Source organism: Methanobrevibacter sp., assembly GCF_045126245.1.
Classification (GTDB): Archaea; Methanobacteriota; Methanobacteria; order Methanobacteriales; family Methanobacteriaceae; genus Methanocatella.
The window spans coordinates 15264-38202 of record NZ_JBGVOG010000111.1 but is presented as its reverse complement, the minus strand read 5'-3'; the positions used below and the strand labels follow the sequence as shown (position 1 = coordinate 38202).

Here is a 22939-nt window from a genome sequence, read left to right as displayed (position 1 = left end):
TAAGCGATGAAGAAATAGCACAAAGATTAAAAGACGTAAAGCACCCTGAAAGTGATGTGGATGGCTGGCTGGCCATATATCAAAAGTTGGTTCACTCTGCCGATACCGGAGCCATTATGAGGTAGTTAAAATGGAAATGTTAAATTATTCCGAAATTGACCTGGCCCAGACCATTAAGAGATCAGAAGAGGATGTAAACAAGGTACTGGACATAGTATCTGATATTTTAGATAATGTTAAAAACAACAAGGATAAGGCCATTCGTGAATATACAGAAAAATTTGATCAAGTTACAATAGAAAATTTGAAAGTATCCAAAGATGAAATTGATGAGGCTTATGAGACATTGGATGATTCCTTGCTTGTTGCTTTAAAACAGGCCGCATCAAACATTGAGAAATTCCATAAGATGCAAATTCCATCAGAATGGGAAATAGAAGTAAACCCTGGAATTGTTGCAGGTCAGATTGTAAGGCCTATCAATTCTGCCGGCTGTTATATTCCTGGTGGAAGAGCGGCTTATCCTTCATCAATTCTAATGACTGTAATTCCGGCTAAAATTGCGGGTGTAAAGAAAGTGGTATGCGTAACACCTCCTCAAAAGGACGGCAAGATTTTGGATGCTATCTTGGTAGCGGCCGATATTGCAGGAGCCGATGAAATCTATAAAGTCGGCGGAGCACAGGCAATTGCAGGACTTGCATACGGTACAGAATCAATACCTCGAGTAGAAAAAATTGTGGGTCCTGGAAACATTTTCGTTACAGCTGCAAAGAAATTGGTCTATGGTCAAGTAGACATTGAGTTTCCGGCAGGTCCTTCTGAAGTTTTAATTTTGGCCGATGAAACTGCAAATCCTGAATTTTTAGCAACAGACATTTTAGCTCAGGCGGAACATGACCCTAATGCGTCATGCTTTTTGGTAACAGATTCAAAAGATCTGGCCATTAAAACCAATGAATTTGTAGCTAAATTAACACAAGAGGCTCCAAGGCGAGAGATTATCGAGGAATCATTATCAAAAAGTGGAAAAATCATTATCACTGACACTTTAGAAGAGGCGATTCATGTCACTAATGAATATGCTCCGGAGCATTTAATCATATCCACTAAGGATGATGACGAAACATTATCACATATCAACAATGCCGGTTCAATATTTTTAGGTGCATACTCACCGGTTGCTGCAGGCGATTACGGGTCTGGAACAAACCATGTTTTGCCTACAGGCGGTGGAGCAAAGATGTATTCAGGATTGTCTACTGAAGCATTCATTAAAAAGCCAACTGTACAAAAAATTACTAAAGAAGGACTAAAAGAGCTTTCAAAAACTTCAGTTCCAATTGCCGAATATGAAGGATTCTTTGCACATTCAAATTCTTTCAAAACAAGATTAAGGGATGATTAGCATGGATTTTGAGCGGGTGGATATGAGAGAAATTACTGAAGAGGAAATGACTGATGCTGTGAAGATGGCTGAGATAGTTTTCAAGCTTAATCATACAATGCCAAATACAGAAGGATATAACGCTTTATTAAAAGAGTTATTTGGTGATAACTTAGGTGAAAACAGTCGGGTCATGGCACCTATTGCAGGGGCGGCCTTTGATAGAATCAAAATTGGCAGCAACGTTTTCATCAATTCAAATTCTCTCTTGATGGCCCGTGGCGGAATCACAATCGAGGATGATGTAATGCTTGCCGCCAATGTCCAGCTGCTTTCCAATAATCATGATGAATATGACAGGCAGGTTTTAACCTGTAAACCAATTCATATTAAAAAGGGAGCATGGATTGGAGCTGGCGCTTCAATCCTTCCAGGCGTTACTATCGGCAAATATGCAATAGTTGGCGCAGGAGCCATTGTAACTAAGGATGTCGGTGACTATGAGGTTGCAGTTGGTGTTCCTGCAAAGGTTGTGAAAACCTTGGATAAGGATAAATTTGAAGATTAAATTTATCTTTTTTTATATTTTTTGTGAGAATTTCTATTTTTAACATATATTTATTAAAGATTAAAACTAAACTAAAAGTATAATGAAAATTTATCATTATTATTTTTATTTTTATAACCGAGGTGAATAATTTGCAAGGTTTATTAAATGATTGGAGAAGAACTAATTATGCTAATCAATGCACTCCTGAAATAGCAGGCAGTGATGTTACCATCATGGGATGGGTTCACGAAATCCGTGATTTCGGTGGAATAATGTTCGTTATCATCCGTGATGTAACAGGCAGAGTTCAAATCACAGCTCCAAGTAAAAAAGTAGGCGATGAAATATTAGAACAATTAAGAGAATTTAGAAAGGAATCTGTTGTAGCAATTAAAGGTTTAGCGCAGGAAGCTCCAAAAGCTCCTAACGGTGTTGAAATCTTACCTAAAGAAGTTAAAGTATTAAACTTGGCTAACCAGCCTTTACCGATGGATCCAACAGAAAAGGTTAAGGCAGGAATCGACACCAGATTAGATTCAAGATTCTTGGACATCAGAAAAGAAAACGTTTCTGCAATTTTCAAAATCAAAGGACAAATGTTCCATACTATCAGAGACTTTTTCTATGATAATGGATTTTATGAAATCAACACTCCTAAACTCGTAGCATCAGCTACTGAAGGAGGAACAGAATTATTCCCAATCACTTACTTTGAAAAAGAGGCATTTTTAGGACAATCCCCTCAACTGTACAAGCAAATGATGATGGGTGCTGGAATGGATAAGGTATTTGAAATTGGTCAAATCTTCAGAGCAGAAGAACACGATACCTTAAGACACTTAAACGAAGCGGTTTCCATCGATGCTGAAGTTTCATTTGCAGACGATGAAGACGTGATGAAAATCCTAAATGACATGCTTATTCAAGTTTTAAAAGACATAAATGATAACTGCTCTAACGAATTGGAAATATTAGGTCATGAATTGGAAGTTCCAGCCGGAGATTTCCCGGTCGTAACCTATGATGAAGCGGTAGACATTGTAAACTCCAAAGATGTTGAAATGGAATGGGGAGAAGACTTGTCCCGTGAAGCTGAAAAGGCATTAGGCGACACCATGGGAGGATTCTATTTCTTAACCAGATGGCCGTCAGCTATCAAACCTTTCTATGTAATGCCTGTTGATGGTGAAGAGCAATACTCTCATGCATTTGATTTGATGTATAACAATTTAGAGTTATCTTCAGGTGCTACCCGTGTACACCAATATGACCTTTTGGTAAAACAAATCGAAGAAAGAGGATTAAACCCTGCTGGATTTGGAAGCTATCTTAAGGCATTTGAATATGGTATGCCTCCTCACGCAGGTTGGGGTCTTGGTGCCGATAGGTTGACTATGGTACTTACCGGCGCTGAAAACATCCGTGAATGTGTACTCTTCCCAAGGGACAGACACAGATTAACCCCTTAATTTCTTTTCTTTTTTTAAGATAATATGAAAGAATATGATATAGCTGTTATTGGCGGAGGTCCTGCTGGGATGATGGCTGCAATAGCTGCCGGCAAGACTTCTAAAGTCATATTGCTTGAGAAAAACTCCTCGTTGGGAAATAAGCTATTGCTTACCGGCGGCGGAAGATGCAATATAACCAACAACAAACCAATAAAAAAGCTATTGAATTCTTTTGATGAAAAAAACTTTTTAAAGCACTCTTTTTACACATTAACAAATGAAAAATTACTGTCGCTATTTGAAGATAATGGCCTGAATTTCATTGAAGAGGATGACAATAGGATTTTTCCCGAAACGGAAAGATCCTCAGATGTCATAAACGTTTTAAGGGATAATCTTGGTGATGTAACTATACGTTATAATTGTCAAGTAAAATCTATTGTAGAAAATTTTGTAATTAATGATGAGATTAAGGCAAGTAAAGTCATAATGGCTACAGGCGGCATAACTTACCCGCAGACCGGATGCAGCCCGGATAACTATTTTTTAACTTCCCAGCCGATAACCGACATTAAATACGGCTTGGTCCCGTTAATCACCAAAAAAGACCTGTCCGATATTGCCGGTGTAACATTATATGATGTGGTTATAAGTTATAATAAGATTAAAACAAAAGGAAATGTCCTGATTTCCCATGTTGGTCTGACAGGTCCCGGAATCATAAACCTCAGCAATGAAATTTCAAAGTCTGTAAGCTACAACGTCCTTGATGATGAAAATGTCAATCTGAGCGAAAGGATAGCTATTGACTTATGCCCTGATTTTAATAGGGAAGAGCTGAAAGAGAAGTTAACAACCGATTTTCAAAATAAGGGCAAAACCATGATTAAAAATTACTTGAAGCTTTTTTTGACAAATAGGTTCATCGAGTTCTTCTTGGATGAAATTGCTTTGGATGGTGAAACTCAGCTTTCAAGAATAGATAAGAAAAGTAAAAACAGATTGATTGAAAATTTGAAAAGCTTTAATCTTGAAATAACAGGTTTCAATAAGGAACTGTCTAAAGTGACAGTCGGCGGTGTGGATTTGAAAAATGTCAACCCCAAAACAATGGAATCCACTTTAATTCCAAACCTGTATTTCGCTGGAGAGATATTAAACCTCCACGGGCCGACCGGCGGTTATAATTTAAAGATTGCTTTTTCAACAGGATATCTGGCAGGCCTGTCTGCAAGCAAAGATTAAATTATATTTTCATGTTTTTGACGCAATTATTATGCCGTCCACACCTTGTGGAGGCAATTCTAATCTTAGGTTCAGTGTTTTAAGCAGTGCTTCCATTCCTCTTCTTTTACTTTTAATGTTTTGATAGGTGGATTCAGGAACGAATATTAATCCTCCAACCTTGACTTTAGTGAAGATTTCTAAAAAGATTCTTGCAATCTCTTCCTCTTTTATTTCAACAAGGCTCTTGTTTAAATTGACTACAATACAATCGTATTTTCCTTGAATGCCATCAAGTTCGTCTAAATTGACTTGTACATGAGCATCATCTAGTTTCTGATCTGTTACAAGAAGTGTAGTTCCGTAGTTTTCAATTTTAGACATTAATGATTTTGTTTTGCTTATGCATTCAGTTTCATCTATTTCTATTTTATCTATACTTTTTTCACTTAAAACCAAATCAAATGCCATTTTTTCAACTTTACGTAAAAATTCAATGTCTTTGGTTAATTCAAAATAATCTTCATTTACCAGATAAATGATTCCGGAGCTGGACTCCAGATCTTCAGTTTTGATGAATTCCTTTGTATCGAATGTATCATCTAAAGCTGTTTTATAATGGCTTTTTAATTTGATGCTTATGTTTCTCAACGGTGCGGAATCGGCCAGCAAATCCTTTGGAGTTATTAATAATTTAAGAGCCCCATGTGCGTATAGCCTATATCGTTTTTTCTTCTCTTCATGGAAGCGTTCAGGTTTTAAATATGAGTCTAGGACACTGTCTGTTTCGTGTTGGCCTGAAATTCTGTCAAGGTAATCAGCATCCATATGGCATCCGCTCGGACGGCAGTTGACCTCTATTAATACAGGTCCGTCATCATCTATCATGTATTCCCCGTGCACAGGACCGTATCTTATTCCTATTGCATCAGCCACCTTGTATGCATATTCCACCATTTCAGCTTCCCCGAGGTTTAACTCATTCACGGTTTCAATGGTGTCGTAAATCATTCCGCCCTCTGCCGTTTTCACTTTTCTATATTTCCAAATCAAAGTCACGCGATGATTTCCGTCACATGACACGGTATTTACAAAATATTCCTCACCGTTAATGCGCTCTTGGACTAATAGTTTTGAAAGTCTGTTTCCATACAGATTGGTTTTTGTTGACAATTCTTTTATTGACTTAATCATTTCATCCTTATTTAAACATATGCGCACGCCTGTTGAACCTGCACTGTAGACGGGCTTCACGACAACTTCATTGAGATTTTCTTCATCATAGAATTTCACAGCTTCTTCCACGGATGTTATAACCTGACCCCTGATATGTCTGAGATTATGCTTGGCTAGTCTATTGTGCATTTCATGCTTAAGTGTCATTGCATCAAGGTTTTCTATAGGATTGCACAATACATCTAAATCATTCGCCAATTTTGTTGCAAGAACAACACCCTGTTCTGCGCCTGGAATAACTAAAAGAGGTTCGTAGCCTTTAATGATTTCAAGAGTTTTTTCATATGTGTCCTCTTCGTGAATCCATTCAAAATCGTGTTCAATCGATTCGATGTCATCTTCCACCATTTTTTTAAATTCCTTTCCTTCCTCAGTTGATTCATCAATTGTTGATTGGAGTACAATAGGATTAAAACCTCTGCTTATTACATCCTGTACATAGTTATATCCGGTTGATGCTGGGTCTACTATAACAATATTTCTCATAAAATCGCCTTCCAGATAATATTATATGTTTTTTTATTAAAATTTTTTTTCTCGGAAATGCCAAATAATCTGATTTTTAATAAAATATTTAAAACATTTTTTAACATATAATTATATTATGACAGACAAAATGTTCATGGGCGCATCAACTAAACAAGGTTTGGATATTGCTAATAAAAGTAGAGAAATTATTCGTGGCCTTATTGGTGATGATGTCAAAGATTTAAATCCTGCTGAAAGGGATATTGTAGAAAGGATTGTTCATTCAACTGCCGATCCTGAGTATGCAAAACTTGTACATATGAGTTCAGACTTTGTAGATGTGGCTATGGCTTCTCTTAGAAATAAGGAAACTATTTTAACAGACATTAATATGGTTAAATATGGTATTACCAGATACGATGGAGAAGTTGAGTGTTATATCAAAAATGAAGAAGTAATAAAAATAGCTAAAGAGCATCAAATTACAAGAGCTGCTGCCGCTATGCGTTATGCCGCTCAAAACGATTTTGAAGGAATAGTCGTTAGTGGTAATGCTCCGACCGCTGTTTTTGAAGCTATGGATTTATACGAAAAAGGTGAAATGAATCTTAAGGCTATTGTGGGTGTCCCTGTTGGTTTTGTTGGGGCTGCCGATTCAAAAGAGGCTTTAAGAAATTCAAATATTCCAAACATCGTTGTGGAGGGTCCTAAAGGAGGAACTCCTATAGCTGTAGCTTGTGTAAATTCATTAATACAACATTTATAGGTGATGAAATGTATTCAGAAGAATTGTTCAATGAATCTAAAAAATACTTTCCAGGTGGAGTAAACTCTCCTGTACGTGCTTTTAAACCTTATCCATTTTTTGTTGAAAGAGCAGGAGGATGTAAAATAGTTGATGTAGATAAGAATTCATACATTGATTATTGTCTTGCATACGGACCTTTGATTTTAGGTCATGCAGATCCTAAAGTTGTAAGGGAAGTGTCTTCTCAGCTAGCTATTGGAAGCGCTTATGGAGCTCCAACCGAAAATGAAATCAAACTTGCTAAAGAAGTTGTTGATAGGATTCCTTCTGCTGAAATGGTAAGATTTGCAAATAGTGGAACTGAAGCTACCATGAGCGCTATACGTGTAGCTCGTGGATTCACCGGTAGGGATAAAATTATTAAATTTGAAGGGGCTTATCATGGTGCCCATGACTATGTATTGGTTAAAGGCGGTTCTGGAGCAGCATGTTTGCCAGATTCTGCGGGAATTCCAGTTGATACCACTAAAAATACTTTGTCTGTCCCATTTAATGATGAAGAAGCATTAACAGAGTTAATTGAAAAGGAAGGAGAAAATATTGCCTGTCTCATAATGGAAGTTGTTATGGGCAATGTTGGATGCATTGAACCTAAACCTGGCTTTTTGGAATTTGTAAGAAAAATCACCGAGGAAAATGGAATTGTTCTAATTTTCGATGAGGTCATCACAGGTTTCAGAGCTTCCCGCGGTGGCGCACAGGAATATTACGGTGTGACTCCTGATTTAACAACACTTGGTAAAATTGTTGGCGGAGGTCTTCCAATGGGTGCTTTCTGCGGAAAAAGAGAAATAATGGAGTTAATTGCACCTAATGGTCCTGTTTATCAGGCGGGTACTTTTTCCGGAAATCCGATATCAGTTCAAGCAGGAATTTCAACCTTAACTCAACTCGACGATGCTTTTTATAAAGATTTGGAAAATAAAGGTGATTTTTTAAGAAGCAATATAGCATCCATCATTGATGAGGAACAATATAACATACAACCTGTAGGGCTTGCATCAATGTTTCAGATATATTTCAATCCTGCTGAAGTTCATGATTACAGCGATGCTAAGGCAAGCGATTCCGACAGGTTTTTAAGATACTTTAGAGCATTATTGAAAGAAGGGGTTTTCATACCTCCGAGTCAGTTTGAATGTAATTTTATTTCAAAAGCACATACTATGGAAGATATTCAAAATACTGTTGAAGCTATTGAAATCGCTTTAGAGGTTGCTTTTAAGAAAAATAAATAAAGGTGTTTTTGTGACAGATTGGAAAGAGATTGCGGCATATGCAGTTATTTTGGTGATTGTTTTAATTGCTGCGCAACATTTGAATGTGGTTGTTTCAGGAAGTATGGAACCTGCATTTTACAGAGGAGACATTGTTTTAGTTGAAAAAGCCGATTTCCTCGGAATTCATGAATTTGATGTAAACGATATCCAGAAAGGCGATGTTGTTGTTTATGATGCAAAATGGTTTAATCAGCCAGTAATTCATAGAGTGATAAATATTGCACAAATTAACGGAACTGTAGTGTATGAAATTAAGGGAGACAATAATAATGCTTCAGATCCATACTTTGTTACACGAGACCAAATCCAATCAAAAGTTGTAACATTTGGTGATAATTTAGTTGTAATTCCAAAAGTCGGTTATCTTTCCCTTTGGTTAAGGGGTTTATAGTAATAAGGTGAGTTAATGTATTTTGAAATTGAAAAACAGGCGATAGAAGCCATTAACAAGGCGTTAGACCAATATGATGTAGAGATAGACAGGGACTTTAAGTTAGAGTTTCCGCCAAATCCAGATTTGGGAGACTTGGCAAGTACCATTGCGTTTTCCCTAACTAAAAAATTAAGGACTTCCCCTCCGGAAGTTGCAGCGGATTTAGTTGAAAAGATAGAGGTTCCGGAGATTTTTTCTAAAGTTCAAAATTTTGGACCTTATGTTAATTTCTTCATTGATTATTCTAAATTTTCAAAATTGCTTTTAGATAAGGTGGATGATAATTACGGTCAGCTTCCACAATACGGAGAAAAGATTGTTTTGGAACATACTTCCGCAAATCCTAACGGGCCGCTTCACATAGGACACATTAGAAACTCCATTTTTGGAGATTCCCTTTCAAGATTGTTGAAATTAGCTGGTAGAGATGTAGTTACCCAATATTATGTAAATGATATGGGAAGACAAATAGCTATTATCGTGTGCGGCATAATTGAATGCGGTTTGAATATCGATGATTATGAAGGAGATAAGATTGACCATAAAATTGGAAAATTGTACTTTGATGCGAATAAGGCTGTTGAAGAGGATGAGGCTTTAAATGCAAAAGTTGACGAATTGATTCAGAAATATGAGGAAGGTTCTGACGAGGAATTAAACAAAGTCTTTGAAGATGTCGTTTCAAAATGTATTTCTGGAATGCGCGAATCTCTTTTAAGGATGAACATCGAACATGATGACTTTGTTTGGGAAGGTCAGTTTGTAAGAAATGGCGATGTCGACGATTTAGTTTACTTCATCCAGAGGGAAGGATTCACCCGTGAAGACGAAGTCTTATACATTGACCTGACAGACTTCAATATTGAAAAGGAGTTTGTTTTAAGAAGATCAAATGGCACTTCACTATACTCAACAAGAGATTTGGCTTATCATAAGTACAAAGCTACTTTAGGCGATACTGTACTTGATATTTTAGGTTCAGACCATAAATTGGCAGCCAAACAGATTAAAATTATTTTTGAAGAAATACTCAGGCAAAAAGCTCCTGAAGTAATATTTTATGAATTCATCACTCTTCCGGAAGGATCAATGTCTACAAGAAGAGGAAAATTCGTATCTGTCGATGAATTGATTGATGAAGCAGTATTGAGGGCACATGATGAAATAAAATCAAGAAACCCAGATTTATCTGAAGAGGAAATTGCTCCAATGGCTGAAGAAATTGGTATAGGCGCTATCAGGTTCTTTATTGCAAAGTTATCTCCTGAAAAACACTTGACATTTAAATGGGATGAGGCATTAAGCTTTGAGAGAGGTTGCGCTTCAATCCAATACGCTCATGCAAGAGCATGTAAGTTACTTGCCAAATCAGGCAAGGATATTGGTTCATTAACTGTCAGTGATGACTGGGTTCCTGATGAAGCTGAACAGGATTTGGTAAGGCAGATTGCTAAATTCCCGCAGGTTGTTGAAGATTGTGCCAATAAAAAGAGAGTTCACAATATTACACAATACTCACAGGATTTAGCCAGCTCATTTAATAAGTTCTACAAATCAGAACAGGTTATAGGTTCTGATGTTGAAGATACAAGACTTATTTTAGTGGATAGAGCTAAAATAACCATTAAAAATGCGTTAGATATTTTAGGTGTAACCGCACCTGAAAAAATGTAGATGAGTAATTTTAACTCATCTTTTTATTTCTTTTTTTAATCCACATAGTGGATGTAATCATCTTTTCTAGGCAATGGTTCCGGTGCGTCCATATCGGGATAGCCTAAAACGACATGACCGATACCTTCATATCTTTCAGGAATTCCCCATTCTTTTAAAAGTTCTTTTCCTTTAGGAGATTCAAATTCATCTCTTGCTCGGTGAATCCAACATGAACCAACGCCGACTGCATGGGCTGCATTAACTAATACAGCAAGCACGCTTGCTCCGTCTTCCACCCAAGTCGGAATTTCACTGTCAGCTAAAACAATCAATAAGGTTTTGGCGCCATAGAATGGATCCATATCTTCAGGAACAGGCACTGGGAAAAAGCTTCTGTTCCAGGCAGACAATTCCTTGATTTTTTCTTCATCCTGAATTACAACAATCTTGGGGGATTGCACTCCTCTTCCTGTCGGCGCATAGGTTCCCGCTTCTAGAATTGTCTTTAAATCATCATCTGAAATCTGTTCATCTTTGAATTTTCTAATGCTTCTTCTTGTTTTTAAATCGTGTATTGTCTGGTTCATATTATCTCCTCTGAAATTTTTCTAAGTGTATTTCTGAAATTATCGTACTCTTTTGGGCCAATTATTTCTTTTATTTTCTCATCCCATATCTCATCATAGTCCATTACTTTTTGTGCAGTTTTTTTCCCTTTATCAGTAATTTCAATCCTTTTTGTTCTTTTTTCCTGAATTCTTTCAATAAATCCTTTATCTTCAAGCTTTTTAAGGTTTCTTGTTATTGTACTTTCGTTTAAATGAAAACTTTGAGCTAATTGCTCTTGAATTATTCCTTCATTTTTGTATATTTTAATCAGCAAGGGATAAAGTCCAAAACTCAAATCTTCATCCTTAACTTTTTCATTCAAGAATTTTGCATGTTCCCTGTAGAGTATAGAGATAAATGGGACAGTTGGAATATTTTCATCAAACATTTTGATTGCTCCTTATCAATCTGTTGATATACCATTCGATACATGCATAACATATTAATGAACCTATTCCACCACCCAGAAGCATTCCGCAGTATATTCCGAATTCTCCCATATTGAATGTGAAACCTAAAAGGTATGCAAAGATTAAGACTAAAATGAATTCCCTGAACGCTGTTAAAACAAATGATATTGTTCCTTTTCCAACCCCTTGGAACACATTTCCTGCACTTGCTCCAAATGGAACATATAATATAAATAGGCACATTATCTGCAGGAAACTAGCAATCAATGGTTCTAATTGAGCGCTGTTTTCTGAATATGAGAAAATAAATGCTATTTGATTGGCAAATACATTCAGAATTATGCACACAATAATGGAAGCTATCAAAGCTACCTTAACGGCATACCTTGCTGTAACCCTAAGGTTTTCATATTTGCGTGCTCCGTATGCCACTCCTGCAACGGATATTGCCGCTGTTCCAACACCAATTGCCGGAAGCATTCCAATGTTTACTATTCTCCAACCGGCAGTATAAACGGCTACAGCTACCGGTCCGGATACTAAAGTAAGCATGAAATTTACAAATATTGTTAAAACTGATAGCACTAGCTGTTCTAAACTGGCGGGAATACCGACTACCAGAATGTCTTTATACATTCCAAAATCGTTGTGGAAATCCTTAAAGTTGTATGAGAGGTATGTGTCCTTTTTGACAAATATCCAGTAAAACATTAAAAATAAGCTTATCAGAGGTCCTAAAACTGTTGCCCAAGCTGCCCCTTTGATTCCTAAATTCAATGTGTAGATGAAAATTGGGTCTAAAACCATGTTGATTATTGCGGCTAATGCTATCGGCAGTGTTGCTCTTTTTATGTCTCCCTCTGATCTAAATGCTCCACCTACAATTGGAGGCATCAATAGTGCAAATGTCCATGCAAAAATGATAAAACCGTAGTCCATTGCATAGTTTATAACACTGCTTGCGCCCATCATATTGAGCATAGGTTCCATGAATGTAAGAAATATCACTGAAATTATAATCGAAATAATAAAACTTAAGATAAGGTTGTGTATTGCTGCATTGTTTGCAGAATTTCTATCTTCAGCACCGATATAACGTGAAATAAGTGAATTACCACCAGCTCCGATTCCGTTCCCGAATCCTACCAGAATCATGAATAATGGTGTGATGTATCCGAGTGCAGCCAAGGGTTCTGCCCCAAGTCCGGCAACCCAAATACTGTCTATAATGTTATTTGCAAAAATTAAAAACATGCTTCCTATAATCGGGAGTGCTAATTTGTTAATAGCAGTTTTAGGGTCTCCCGTAATCATTTCAATATTTGAATTTTTTTCCATAATTTACATCTCTTGCATATGCAACTGTACTCTTGTATATGCAAGTGTTAGTATTTAAAGTTAATGTTAAATATTTTTAAGAATATAGTTTTAACTAATAGGAGACTCAATCATGAAAGTTTTAGTTGTTGGTACTGGTGCTCGTGAACATGCTATTGCTGATGCACTTAAAGATGATGTGGAATTATATTGTTATATGAGTAAAATAAACCCTGGAATGAGTAAAATTGCTGAGTTCAAGCAAGGTGATGAAGGGGAAGTTGAAAAAGTAGCCGAATATGCTGTTGAAAATGATATAGACATTGCATTTATTGGTCCTGAAGCTCCACTTGGAAAAGGAATTGTTGATGAGCTTCAAAAGAACGGAATCAAATGTGTCGGACCGACTCAAAGCGCTGCTAGAATTGAAACTGACAAATCATTTATGAGAAAGCTATTTGAAGACTATGAAATCGAAGGGTCACTTGTCTATAAAGTTTTTGATAACTCTGAAGACGTTTCCAAATTCCTGGATGAGTTCGACCGTGATGTTGTTGTTAAGCCGGTAGGTTTGACTGGCGGTAAAGGGGTTAAAATTGTAGGTGACCATTTGAAGGATAATGAGGAAGCAAAAGAATACTCCTGTGAAGTCATCGATAATGTAATGGGAGGTTTTGCTCAAGTAATCATCGAAGAAAGATTGATTGGTGAGGAATTCACTATCCAGGCATTCTGTGATGGAGAGCACTTGGCTCCAATGCCTGCAGCACAGGACCATCCTCATGCATTTGAAGGGGATGTCGGTGCAATTACTGGTGGTATGGGATCATATTCTGATGTTGGGGGATTATTACCGTTCTTGACTCAGGATGATTATGATAAGGCCGTAGAAATTATGCAAGCTACTTTAAAAGCTATTGCTGAGGAGGCCGAGCCATACAAAGGAATCTTATATGGTCAATTCATGTTGACTGCAGACGGACCAAGACTCATTGAATACAATGCAAGATTCGGTGATCCTGAAGCAATGAATGTGTTGCCGCTTTTAAAAACTCCGCTGGCTGATATCTGTCAAGCTATTGTTGACGGAACATTGGATAAGGCAGAATTTGAAGACAAGGCCAGTGTATGCAAATACATTGTACCTGATGGATATCCTGAAACAGAACATGCCGGTGAACTGATTGAAGTCGATGAGAAAGCCATTGAAGATATGGGTGCCAAAGTATTCTATGCTGCCGTATCTAAGGAAGATGATGGAATTCACTTGTCCGGTTCTAGGGCATTGGGTATTGTAGCCAGTGGCGAATCCATAGAAGAAGCTGAAAAAATAGCTGAAAAGGCATGTGAGTTTGTTAAAGGTAATGTTTACCACAGAAGGGATGTAGGTACAACTGAGCTTGTTAACAAACGTGTGGAACATATGAAAGAAATTTTAAATTAAATTTCTATTTTTTCTTTTCAGGTGATTTCAATTAAAAAATACGGTCCGGAAGAAGTGGAAGAGTTAAGAGAGGATATTCATAATAAATTGGAAGTTTTAAAAGAGCATTCTTCCGATGATGAATATATCAAAAAAATTAATCAGTTATCTGATGAGTTGCATAAAACCAATGAGTTTAAAGACACTGGAAAAGAAAGAAAAGAGCTAAAAAAATTAAATAGAAAGTTAACCTTTTATGAACGTTTTTTAGAAGGTTTGCAAAGAGATTTGGATATTGATCCCGGCAGATTAACGGGATTAACGGATGGTATTTTTGGAATGGTAATGACATTATTGGTTTTCGGTATTGCCCTTCCGGAATTGCAGATAGCCACTTACGCTGATTTCATATCCTTTATTTCAACGTTAGTCCCTACAATTGGAGTGACAATTGTCAGTTTTGTTTTAATTAGTTCTTTCTGGATATATCACCATGAATTCATAAAAATTAAAACTTTGAATATGCCGTATTTATGGTTGAATATATTTTTCTTAATTTGTATTTCATTCATTCCGTTTACTACTTCCCTAATCGGACATTACTCCCATTTCTTTTTGGCTGAAAATTTGTTTGGGTTGAATATTCTATTGACAATACTAACCTTTTTGCTAGTCTACCATTATGCGGATAGTAAAAACTTCCTTGAAAAAAAACCGTCTAAAAAGGAAAAGAGGTATGTAATTAATACATTTATCATTATTATGGGATTCACCGTTATTGTAAATCTCTTAGACTTTAATGTTTCGGGCAATTTCATTTATTTATTCTTACTCGTACCGGTTATAACAACAATCAGGGATATAGTGCAGTATAGAAACATTTAATATATATCTTTTACATATATTCTTTTTTATAATAGGAAGGGGAATTAAAATGGACAGTTTATTATCTGTTTGTGATATTAAAGAGGATGTAAAATATATTCTTGATTTGGCTAGTAAAATTAAAGCAGGGGATGTAGAAGATAAACCTCTTGAAGGTAAAACATTAGCGATGATTTTTCAAAAGTCTTCTACAAGAACCAGAGTTTCTTTTGATGTTGGAATGTATCAGTTAGGTGGAAGAGCAATTTTCTTGTCTTCCAATGATTTACAGATGGGAAGAGGCGAACCTATTTCTGATACTGCGAAAGTTTTAAGCCGTTTCGTTGACGGAATAATGATTCGCGCCATTGAACATGACGATGTGATTGAACTAGCTAAATACTCAGATGTCCCGGTTATAAGTGGATTGACCAATTTAGAACACCCTTGCCAGGCGCTTGCAGATATGTTAACAATCAAGGAACATTTAGGCAATTGGGAAGGTAAAAAGATCTGCTTTGCTGGTGACGGAAACAATGTTTGCAATTCTCTTTTATTGATTGCTCCTCTTTTAGGCATGAATATGTCCGTTGCATGTCCGAAAGGTTATGAACCAAATGAAGAAATTTTAAAAACTGCTCAAGAATATGCCAATGAAAACAACACTGAAATAACTGTTAGTGATGATATTAATGTTGCATTGGATAATGTTGATGTGGTATATACTGACGTCTGGGTAAGTATGGGAGATGAAGCTGAAGCAAAACAAAGAAAAATTGATTTAGCTCCTTATCAAGTAAATTCTGATTTAATGGGTATAGCTAATGATGGAGCTATTTTTATGCATTGCCTGCCTGCAATTAGAGGTCAGGAAGTAACTTCAGATGTCATTGACGGACCGCAATCTGTAATATTTGATGAAGCCGAAAACAGAATGCATGCTCAAAAGGCTGTATTGTATTATTATTTAAAAGATGATTAATCTTTAATCATTTCTTTTAAAAAATTAATGTTAAGCACCACTTAATTACTATTTTTAAAAAGATTATTAAGCCAATTCCACCAATAAAACCTGTTATAAAGCGTAATGTATTATTGCTTTGCCTTAAACCAAAAAATTGTGTAAATCCATCAATGGAAACAGGTATTAAAAGAATTATTGAAAGGATTAATAGGGTGGATGTATATTCTATTGTAGAAAAAAAAGTATACAATAGAAAAATCAATAAACCTGTATAAAATCCAGTACACCTTGCACAGACTGGAAATTGATGTCCTTTAATGAAAAAGCTTCTTTCAGGTTTTCTATGACAAATTAAATTTAAATAATTCATTTTTCCTCACGTTTAAACATTAGCTATTAACATTAATTTTTTTTAAGATAATTATATATATTTTTTCATACAAATTTAGTGGTATAATAAATAAAAAGGTTTTTACAATGAGAGGCGGAGAAGCGATAATTGAATCCCTTAAAAATATGGGGGTTAAAACAATATTTGGTTATCCTGGTGGACAGACCATACCATTTTACGACATGTTATATGATTCAGACATGGAACATATATTAGTTAGACACGAACAATGCGCAGCTCATGCAGCGGATGGATATGCAAGGGCTTCAGGTAAAGTGGGTGTGTGTTTGGCAACTTCAGGTCCGGGTGCAACAAATCTTGTAACCGGTATTGCTACTGCATATATGGATTCTTCTCCAATAATTGCTATTACCGGACAAGTTCCCACTCATTTAATAGGTAATGATGCATTTCAAGAAGCTGACATTATTGGAATTACAATGCCAATTACCAAACATAGTTTCCAACCAAAAGATCCTGATTTAATACCTTCAATGGTAAAATCTTCTTTTGAAATAGCTGCAAGCGGAAGACCGGGTCCTATCGTGATTGATGTTCCAAAAGAAGTTCAAGAAGGTGAACTGACAAAATTTGATGATTCTTTAATTAGCACTCCTGGATATAGTCCGAATACTAAAGGCAATATTAGACAAATTAAAAAAGCCCATAATTTAATAAAACAAGCTAAAAAGCCTATGATATTGGCGGGTGCTGGCGTTATTATATCTAATGCATGCTGTGAGTTAAAGGAACTTTCAGACACAATTAATGCTCCTGTAATGACTTCACTTTTAGGTAAGGGAGCTATTGATGAAACCAGTGATTTAGCATTAGGAATGCTTGGTATGCATGGAAGAAAAGTTTCAAATGATTATATTAATGAATCCGATTTGTTGATAGCTATCGGAATTAGATTTTCAGATAGGACAACTGGAAGACTGGACAGTTTTGTTCAGGATACTAAAGTTATTCATATTGATATAGATCCAGCGGAAATAGGTAAAAATGTTGATGTTGATTTGCCGATTGTAGGGGATGCAAAAAATGTATTGTCATCTCTTAACAAATCATTAAAAGGTTATGAAGTATCTGGTGACGTTAAATCTTGGGCAAATATGATTAAGGAGAAAAAGAAAGATTTGCTTCCAAGAGTCACTTATAATGATGTCCCGTTAAAGCCACAAACAGTTATAAAAGAGATTGCCGAGGTTTTAACACCGGAATCAATTTTAACAACAGATGTAGGTCAAAATCAAATGTGGGCAGCACATTTCTATGATACCCAAAAGCCACGCAAATTCATATCTTCCGGTGGACTTGGAACTATGGGATTCGGATTCCCATCAGCTATTGGTGCTAAAGTAGCATGTCCGGATGATCCTGTTGTTTCCATTAATGGGGATGGCGGATTTTTGATGGTCTGTCAGGAATTGGCTACTGTTCATGATTATGATTTGCCGGTCATTGCTGTTGTATTGGAAAATAGGACTTTAGGAATGGTATATCAATGGCAAACATTATTATATAATAATAGACACTCACAAACCGAGTTTAAGGACAGTCCTGACTTTGTTAAATTGGCTGAAAGTTTCAAGATAAATGCTGAGAGAATTACAAAGCCTGGTGAAACTAAGGAGGCTTTAACTTCAGCAATTAAAGATAACGAATCAATTTTATTAGATATTGTTATTGATTCAGAGGAAGCTCTGCCGATGCTTCCGCCTGGAGCAGGAATTAATGAGATGATTGGCGAATACAAACTCGAAAAGGATGTGATTTAAGTGACATTTGAATATCATGTTATTTCCACATTAGTTGAAGACAAACCGGGCGTTTTACAAAAAGTAGCTGGCTTATTCAATAGGAGAGGCTTCAATATTGACAGTATTACCGTAGGGGAATCTGAAGTTGAAGGATTATCCCGTATGGTAATTTCAGTTCATGCCGATAAAAAGGGTTTGGAACAAGTCACAAAACAATTAAATAAGTTAGTTGATGTTATCAAGATTAAAGATATTACTAAAAATGCTGTTAAAAGGGAATTATGTCTTGTTAAAGTTAATATCCCTAATGAAAAAGCAAGAGCAGAAATAATGCAATATTCCAATATTTTCAGAGCAAAAATTGTTGATGTTACTGAAGAAACGTTAATAATTGAGTTAACTGGGGATAAAGAAAAGATTGATGCATTTATATCTTTATTAAAAGGTTACGGAATCAAAAAGATTTCACGTACTGGCCTTACGGCCATGGCAAGGGGAGTATAAAATGACTATATTAGAAAATGTTTTGGAAGATAATAAGAAATTTGTTGAAAACTTTGAAGGCGAAGAAATGTCTCACCATGCTCAAAAGAAGTTAGCTATCCTAACTTGCATGGACTGCAGATTAATCGACTTTTTTGAGCCTGCATTAGGACTTGAAAGGGGCGATGCAAAAATAGTTAGAAATGCCGGAAACTCTATTGTTGGAGAGGATGCAATCAGGTCAATTGGAGCAGCCCTTTACAATTTAGGCTGTGAAGAAGTATTGGTTGTAGGTCACACTGAATGCGGTATGGCAGGAGCTGATGCTGAAGCATTAAAAGAAAAAATGATTGCAAGAGGCATTGCCGAAGAAGACATTGCCAAATATGACTTGGCTGAGTGGATTGGCGGATTTGAAGATGAGGAAGAAAACGTTAAAAACGTTGTAGAAAAAATCAAAAATCATCCGTTAATTCCGGATGTACCGGTACATGGTCTTATAATCGACATTGTAACTGGTGAGCTAAAAGTTTTAGTAGATGGTTACTAATCATCTATTTCTATTTTTTTTATTTTATTATTTTATTTTTCATCGACTGCTTTTAAAAAATTTGTTTGATGATATTGAAATCAGATGAAGAAGCTATAATATTGTTAAATTAAAATTATATATTGAAATTAGGTTACTTTTATAAATGGTGAAATTCAAATCTTTATGTGATATTTTATTATATCTTAATTTTTACGAGTGATTATCATGAAAATGTATTACGACGACGATGTAAATACAGATGCTCTTGAAGGTAAAACCATTGCCGTAATCGGTTACGGTTCACAAGGTAGAGCACAATCTAGAAATATGGCTGACAGTGGAGCTAACGTAATTGTTGGATTAAGAGAAAATGGTAGCTCATGGAATCTAGCAAAAGAAGATGGAATGACTGTAAAAACTATTGAAGATGCAGCAAAAGAAGCTGATATCATTCACATTTTGCTTCCTGATGAAATTCAGGAAAAAGTCTACAACACACAAATTTCAGAGTATGTTGAATCCGGAAACACCATTTCATTCTCTCACGGTTACAACATCCACTTTGGTTTAATCAAACCTGATGAAGATGTAAACATTGTAATGTTTGCACCAAAAGGACCTGGATCCATGGTAAGAAGAACTTATGAAGAAGGATTCGGTATTCCGGGTTTAGTAGCAGTCGAGCAAGATGCAACCGGTGATGCATTACAACTTGCATTGGGCATGGCAAAAGCTTGCGGTTTAACCAAAGCTGGCGTTTTAGAAACTACTTTCCAAGAAGAAACTGAAACTGACTTATTTGGAGAACAAACAGTTTTATGCGGAGGTATCACTGAATTAATCAATGCAGGTTTCACTACTTTAGTTGAAGCTGGATACCAACCTGAAATCGCTTACTTTGAAACCTGTCACGAAGTAAAACTCATCGTCGATTTAATCTACGAAAAAGGTTTTGCCGGAATGTGGACTGACGTAAGTAACACTGCTGAATATGGTGGTTTAACCAGAGGTAATAGAATTATTACTCAAGAAGCTAAAGACGGCATGAAAGCAGTTTTAAAAGAAATCCAAGATGGAACTTTCAAAAAACAATGGGCTGATGAAAACGCTACTGACGGAGCTAACTTAAAAGAAATGAGAGCTGCCGAAGGTCAAAAAGAAATTGAAATTGTTGGTGAAAGATTAAGAAAAGCTTGTGGATTACAAAAAGACGATTAAGTCTTTTTATCCTTTTTACTTTTTTTTATTTAATTTTATAGTGTGGTAATCATGGTATTTATTGGAATGGACCATGGAACAACTGGAATCTCATTTTGTTTGATGTCTCATGACGGGGAAATAATTGATATCTTTAAGATTGATAGGGAAGATTCTAAAAGCGGTAAGGTATCAGCCATTGAGGAATTATCTAAACGTGTTGATTTAAGCTCTGTTAAGCTGATGGCTATTACTTATGCAATGGGCGACGGCATTAATAAGATTTTACCGATTGATAAGGTTGAAGATAGGGGAATTTTATCAATTGAAGGTGCCGGTAAGGTTACCGGAGGAGGAACTTCCGTATTCTCAGAGTTGGAAAATTCTGATATTCCAACTATCATGATACCGGGTCTTCACAAGAATTCTACTTCATTAAACGAGCTGTTTAATGCAGCTTATTCTCATCAGGCCAGTCCTGAGAAGGTAAGCATTTCATATAATGCACTTAAGGAAACCGGCTGGCAAAATTTCATTGTTGCGGATATATCCTCTAACAGTGTTGACATATTGATTGAAGATTCTAAAATTAAAGGAGCCATGGATGCCTGCATTGGTGCTATGGGCGTAGTGCATGGGCCAATCGATTTGGAGATGATACGTGACATTGATGAAGGCAGAAAAACTGCAAATGAATGTTTTTCACATGCGGGCGCAATTAAAATAGCAGGAATCGACGGCAAAGTGGCCAATATGAAAGATCAACTTTTAAAAAACTATGAAAATGGTGATGAAAAAGCGAAATTGGCTATTGATACTTTAATCATGACCGTGGCAATGGAAATAGCTGGACTGGATGTAGTTTGTGAAAATGATATTGAAGGAATAGTATTAACAGGTTCAATTGGAAGTGCAACAGAACCGTTTAACTTTGAAGATGAAATCAATAAATATTTCAAGAATAAATATGAATTGAAAGTAATTTCTAAAGAGTCCGGTGCAATCGGTGCCGCTCAAATAGCCAAGGCCGTCTATAACGGTGAAGATAATATTTTGGGAATTGAAGCTGAACTGTAATGCTTCTTTTATTTGAATAAATTGGATATTTTATTTTTTTTCAGAATTCTTTTTGGAGTGATTGACTTGAAGAATTCTACAGTACCTTTGTTAATTCCTTTTTCATATTTCATGAAACTATAAAGAAGCAGTATGGCGGCAGAAACTGAAAGTATCATACATATAAACATCATAAGATTCGAGGATTGTACTAATAAATAATCTAAATCTTCTGGTCCTAAAGTTTGATTTCCGAAAAATATGGATAGGATTAAGGTATAAATTCCAGTACTTAAAATTTTTCCAAATTCTTTACTTGAAGATAGAATTGAACTTGCATCAGCCAAGTCCTCTTCATCCACAATTGTCAAAGTATATTTGTTATTCGGAGCTGAGAATAATCCGTTACCTATTCCCTGAAAAACACATCCGACAAGTATTATTTCAAACGGTATATGGTCTACGAAGAAATATATTGTCATGGAAATGGCCAGAAATATCATTGCAGTAGCGGAAATTAATCTTGGATCAAATTTGTTTGAAAGCATACCTCCAATATTTGACATTCCAATCATTATAATTGGGGAAATAATAAGAATCATCGAGACAATATATTCCTCAAAATTTAGAATATATTGTAAATGGAAAGACAATGCGGTAATGGCAATTGTTGTAGTGAAATATGATACCATAGCCGCGTAATTCCCGATTACATATCTTGTGTTATTAATTAAATTAAAGTTCAATATAGGTTCTTCAACTTTCTTTTCAATTTTAATTAATATTACCAACATGATTAAGCTTATTACTAAAAATATCATGCCATATTCATCTAATTCTGTGAGACCATATGCAAATAAAGCCATTATAACAATATAGAAAAATGAACTTTTATTATCAATCGGTTTTTTCTCACCAGCCCATTCTTTTGAAACATTATTTAGTAGATATAATAAAACAAGAAGTATAGGAATTAATATTAAAAATGCAAATTTCCAATCTGCGAAGTAAATCACAAAACCCATAAAAGATGGAGCCATTAACATTCCGACATAACCCGCTGAGGAAACCATACCCAATGCAGAGCCCATTTCATTCTCTTGAAACTCTTCAACAATGATTACATAAATACTGATTGCCAGTGCGGCGGATGTTAATCCCTGAAGCAATCTTGATAAAAGAAACATGTATTCATTAACGGCCAGAAATGATAATGCGATTGATATGAACAGTAGAATAATACTCAGTTTAGTGCTTTTTTTAATTCCATATTGCGAGATAATTTTAGCAAAGGGCAGACTGAAAGATACAAAACTCATTAAATAAATTAAATTAACCCACAGCAGTCCTTCAGCTGAGAAATTTAAAGCCACAGCTATGTCTGGAAGTGCAACAACTGTCATATTAGCAATCAATTGCATGATTAATTGTGAGGTT

At 35.8% G+C, this 22939-nt stretch carries 22 protein-coding genes; 16 read left to right on the top strand and 6 right to left on the bottom strand.

Going from position 1 to position 22939, the window contains the following annotated elements:
* The first annotated feature begins 130 nt into the window (after positions 1-130).
* The 4 genes from hisD to ACJMLZ_RS08360 all read left to right on the top strand — a co-directional run bounded on the left by hisD (position 131) and on the right by ACJMLZ_RS08360 (position 4633).
* Positions 131-1408, top strand: coding sequence for a histidinol dehydrogenase (gene hisD / locus ACJMLZ_RS08375; RefSeq protein ID WP_405305169.1), 1278 nt, complete (start codon positions 131-133; stop codon positions 1406-1408).
* A 1-nt stretch (position 1409) separates the two neighbouring features.
* Positions 1410-1955 (top strand): acyltransferase, encoded by a 546-nt coding sequence (locus tag ACJMLZ_RS08370; RefSeq protein WP_405305168.1) that lies wholly within the window; start codon positions 1410-1412, stop codon positions 1953-1955.
* 131 nt (positions 1956-2086) lie between these two features.
* The gene (aspS, locus tag ACJMLZ_RS08365) at positions 2087-3406 is read left to right on the top strand and encodes an aspartate--tRNA(Asn) ligase (protein WP_405305167.1); all 1320 of its coding nucleotides are present in this window, start codon (positions 2087-2089) and stop codon (positions 3404-3406) included.
* A gap of 24 nt (positions 3407-3430) precedes the next feature.
* Positions 3431-4633: an NAD(P)/FAD-dependent oxidoreductase gene (locus tag ACJMLZ_RS08360; protein WP_405305166.1), complete on the top strand. Its 1203-nt coding sequence runs from the start codon at positions 3431-3433 to the stop codon at positions 4631-4633.
* Between the two features lie 9 nt (positions 4634-4642).
* On the opposite strand, the gene ACJMLZ_RS08355 is transcribed toward ACJMLZ_RS08360, so the two are convergent.
* Entirely contained in the window at positions 4643-6334 is a 1692-nt protein-coding gene (locus ACJMLZ_RS08355) for an ATP-grasp domain-containing protein (RefSeq protein ID WP_405305165.1), read from the bottom strand.
* 118 nt (positions 6335-6452) lie between these two features.
* On the opposite strand from ACJMLZ_RS08355, the gene ACJMLZ_RS08350 reads away from it, so the two are divergent.
* Genes ACJMLZ_RS08350 through argS form a run of 4 tightly spaced genes read left to right on the top strand, consistent with a single transcriptional unit; the run spans position 6453 to position 10511 of the window.
* A complete protein-coding gene (locus ACJMLZ_RS08350; RefSeq protein WP_405305164.1) occupies positions 6453-7082 on the top strand; it encodes a cobalt-precorrin-8 methylmutase in 630 nt (209 codons plus the stop codon).
* An 8-nt stretch (positions 7083-7090) separates the two neighbouring features.
* Positions 7091-8362, top strand: coding sequence for a glutamate-1-semialdehyde 2,1-aminomutase (gene hemL / locus ACJMLZ_RS08345; RefSeq protein ID WP_405305163.1), 1272 nt, complete (start codon positions 7091-7093; stop codon positions 8360-8362).
* Positions 8363-8372: 10 nt separating this feature from the next.
* Complete coding sequence (locus ACJMLZ_RS08340) at positions 8373-8795, top strand: signal peptidase I (protein WP_405305162.1); 423 nt, start codon at positions 8373-8375, stop codon at positions 8793-8795.
* Positions 8796-8810: 15 nt separating this feature from the next.
* Complete coding sequence (gene argS / locus ACJMLZ_RS08335) at positions 8811-10511, top strand: arginine--tRNA ligase (protein WP_405305161.1); 1701 nt, start codon at positions 8811-8813, stop codon at positions 10509-10511.
* A 35-nt stretch (positions 10512-10546) separates the two neighbouring features.
* Here the strand turns inward: argS and ACJMLZ_RS08330 are convergent, their stop codons facing one another.
* From ACJMLZ_RS08330 to ACJMLZ_RS08320, 3 genes are read right to left on the bottom strand one after another with little or no spacing between them, the layout of a single operon-like run.
* Positions 10547-11080, bottom strand: coding sequence for a nitroreductase (locus ACJMLZ_RS08330; RefSeq protein WP_405305160.1), 534 nt, complete (start codon positions 11078-11080; stop codon positions 10547-10549).
* Positions 11077-11490, bottom strand: coding sequence for a MarR family winged helix-turn-helix transcriptional regulator (locus ACJMLZ_RS08325; RefSeq protein ID WP_405305159.1), 414 nt, complete (start codon positions 11488-11490; stop codon positions 11077-11079). Before ACJMLZ_RS08325 ends, ACJMLZ_RS08330 begins: the two co-directional genes overlap by 4 nt.
* A complete protein-coding gene (locus ACJMLZ_RS08320; RefSeq protein ID WP_405305158.1) occupies positions 11483-12850 on the bottom strand; it encodes an MATE family efflux transporter in 1368 nt (455 codons plus the stop codon). The genes ACJMLZ_RS08325 and ACJMLZ_RS08320 overlap by 8 nt, the downstream gene beginning before the upstream one ends.
* Before the next feature lie 112 nt (positions 12851-12962).
* On the opposite strand from ACJMLZ_RS08320, the gene purD reads away from it, so the two are divergent.
* Genes purD through argF form a run of 3 tightly spaced genes read left to right on the top strand, consistent with a single transcriptional unit; the run spans position 12963 to position 16098 of the window.
* The gene (purD, locus tag ACJMLZ_RS08315; protein ID WP_405305157.1) at positions 12963-14273 is read left to right on the top strand and encodes a phosphoribosylamine--glycine ligase; all 1311 of its coding nucleotides are present in this window, start codon (positions 12963-12965) and stop codon (positions 14271-14273) included.
* Between the two features lie 21 nt (positions 14274-14294).
* On the top strand, positions 14295-15137 hold the full coding sequence (locus ACJMLZ_RS08310) for a TMEM175 family protein (RefSeq protein WP_405305156.1): 843 nt from the start codon (positions 14295-14297) through the stop codon (positions 15135-15137).
* A gap of 49 nt (positions 15138-15186) precedes the next feature.
* Positions 15187-16098, top strand: a complete 912-nt coding sequence (argF, locus tag ACJMLZ_RS08305; RefSeq protein ID WP_405305155.1) for an ornithine carbamoyltransferase — start codon at positions 15187-15189, stop codon at positions 16096-16098.
* Positions 16099-16114: 16 nt separating this feature from the next.
* Here the strand turns inward: argF and ACJMLZ_RS08300 are convergent, their stop codons facing one another.
* Complete coding sequence (locus ACJMLZ_RS08300; RefSeq protein ID WP_292821011.1) at positions 16115-16450, bottom strand: DUF2085 domain-containing protein; 336 nt, start codon at positions 16448-16450, stop codon at positions 16115-16117.
* A gap of 107 nt (positions 16451-16557) precedes the next feature.
* Between ACJMLZ_RS08300 and ACJMLZ_RS08295 the strand changes: the two genes are divergently transcribed.
* The 5 genes from ACJMLZ_RS08295 to ACJMLZ_RS08275 all read left to right on the top strand — a co-directional run bounded on the left by ACJMLZ_RS08295 (position 16558) and on the right by ACJMLZ_RS08275 (position 21523).
* Positions 16558-18252, top strand: a complete 1695-nt coding sequence (locus ACJMLZ_RS08295; protein WP_405305154.1) for an acetolactate synthase large subunit — start codon at positions 16558-16560, stop codon at positions 18250-18252.
* A complete protein-coding gene (gene ilvN / locus ACJMLZ_RS08290; protein ID WP_405305153.1) occupies positions 18253-18738 on the top strand; it encodes an acetolactate synthase small subunit in 486 nt (161 codons plus the stop codon). It abuts the gene before it with no gap.
* 1 nt (position 18739) lies between these two features.
* Positions 18740-19267 (top strand): carbonic anhydrase, encoded by a 528-nt coding sequence (locus tag ACJMLZ_RS08285; RefSeq protein ID WP_292750219.1) that lies wholly within the window; start codon positions 18740-18742, stop codon positions 19265-19267.
* 207 nt (positions 19268-19474) lie between these two features.
* Positions 19475-20467, top strand: a complete 993-nt coding sequence (gene ilvC / locus ACJMLZ_RS08280; protein WP_292821019.1) for a ketol-acid reductoisomerase — start codon at positions 19475-19477, stop codon at positions 20465-20467.
* A 51-nt stretch (positions 20468-20518) separates the two neighbouring features.
* A complete protein-coding gene (locus tag ACJMLZ_RS08275; protein WP_405305152.1) occupies positions 20519-21523 on the top strand; it encodes a methanogenesis marker 12 protein in 1005 nt (334 codons plus the stop codon).
* 8 nt (positions 21524-21531) lie between these two features.
* Here the strand turns inward: ACJMLZ_RS08275 and ACJMLZ_RS08270 are convergent, their stop codons facing one another.
* Positions 21532-22926, bottom strand: coding sequence for an MFS transporter (locus ACJMLZ_RS08270; protein ID WP_405305170.1), 1395 nt, complete (start codon positions 22924-22926; stop codon positions 21532-21534).
* Positions 22927-22939: the final 13 nt, after the last annotated feature.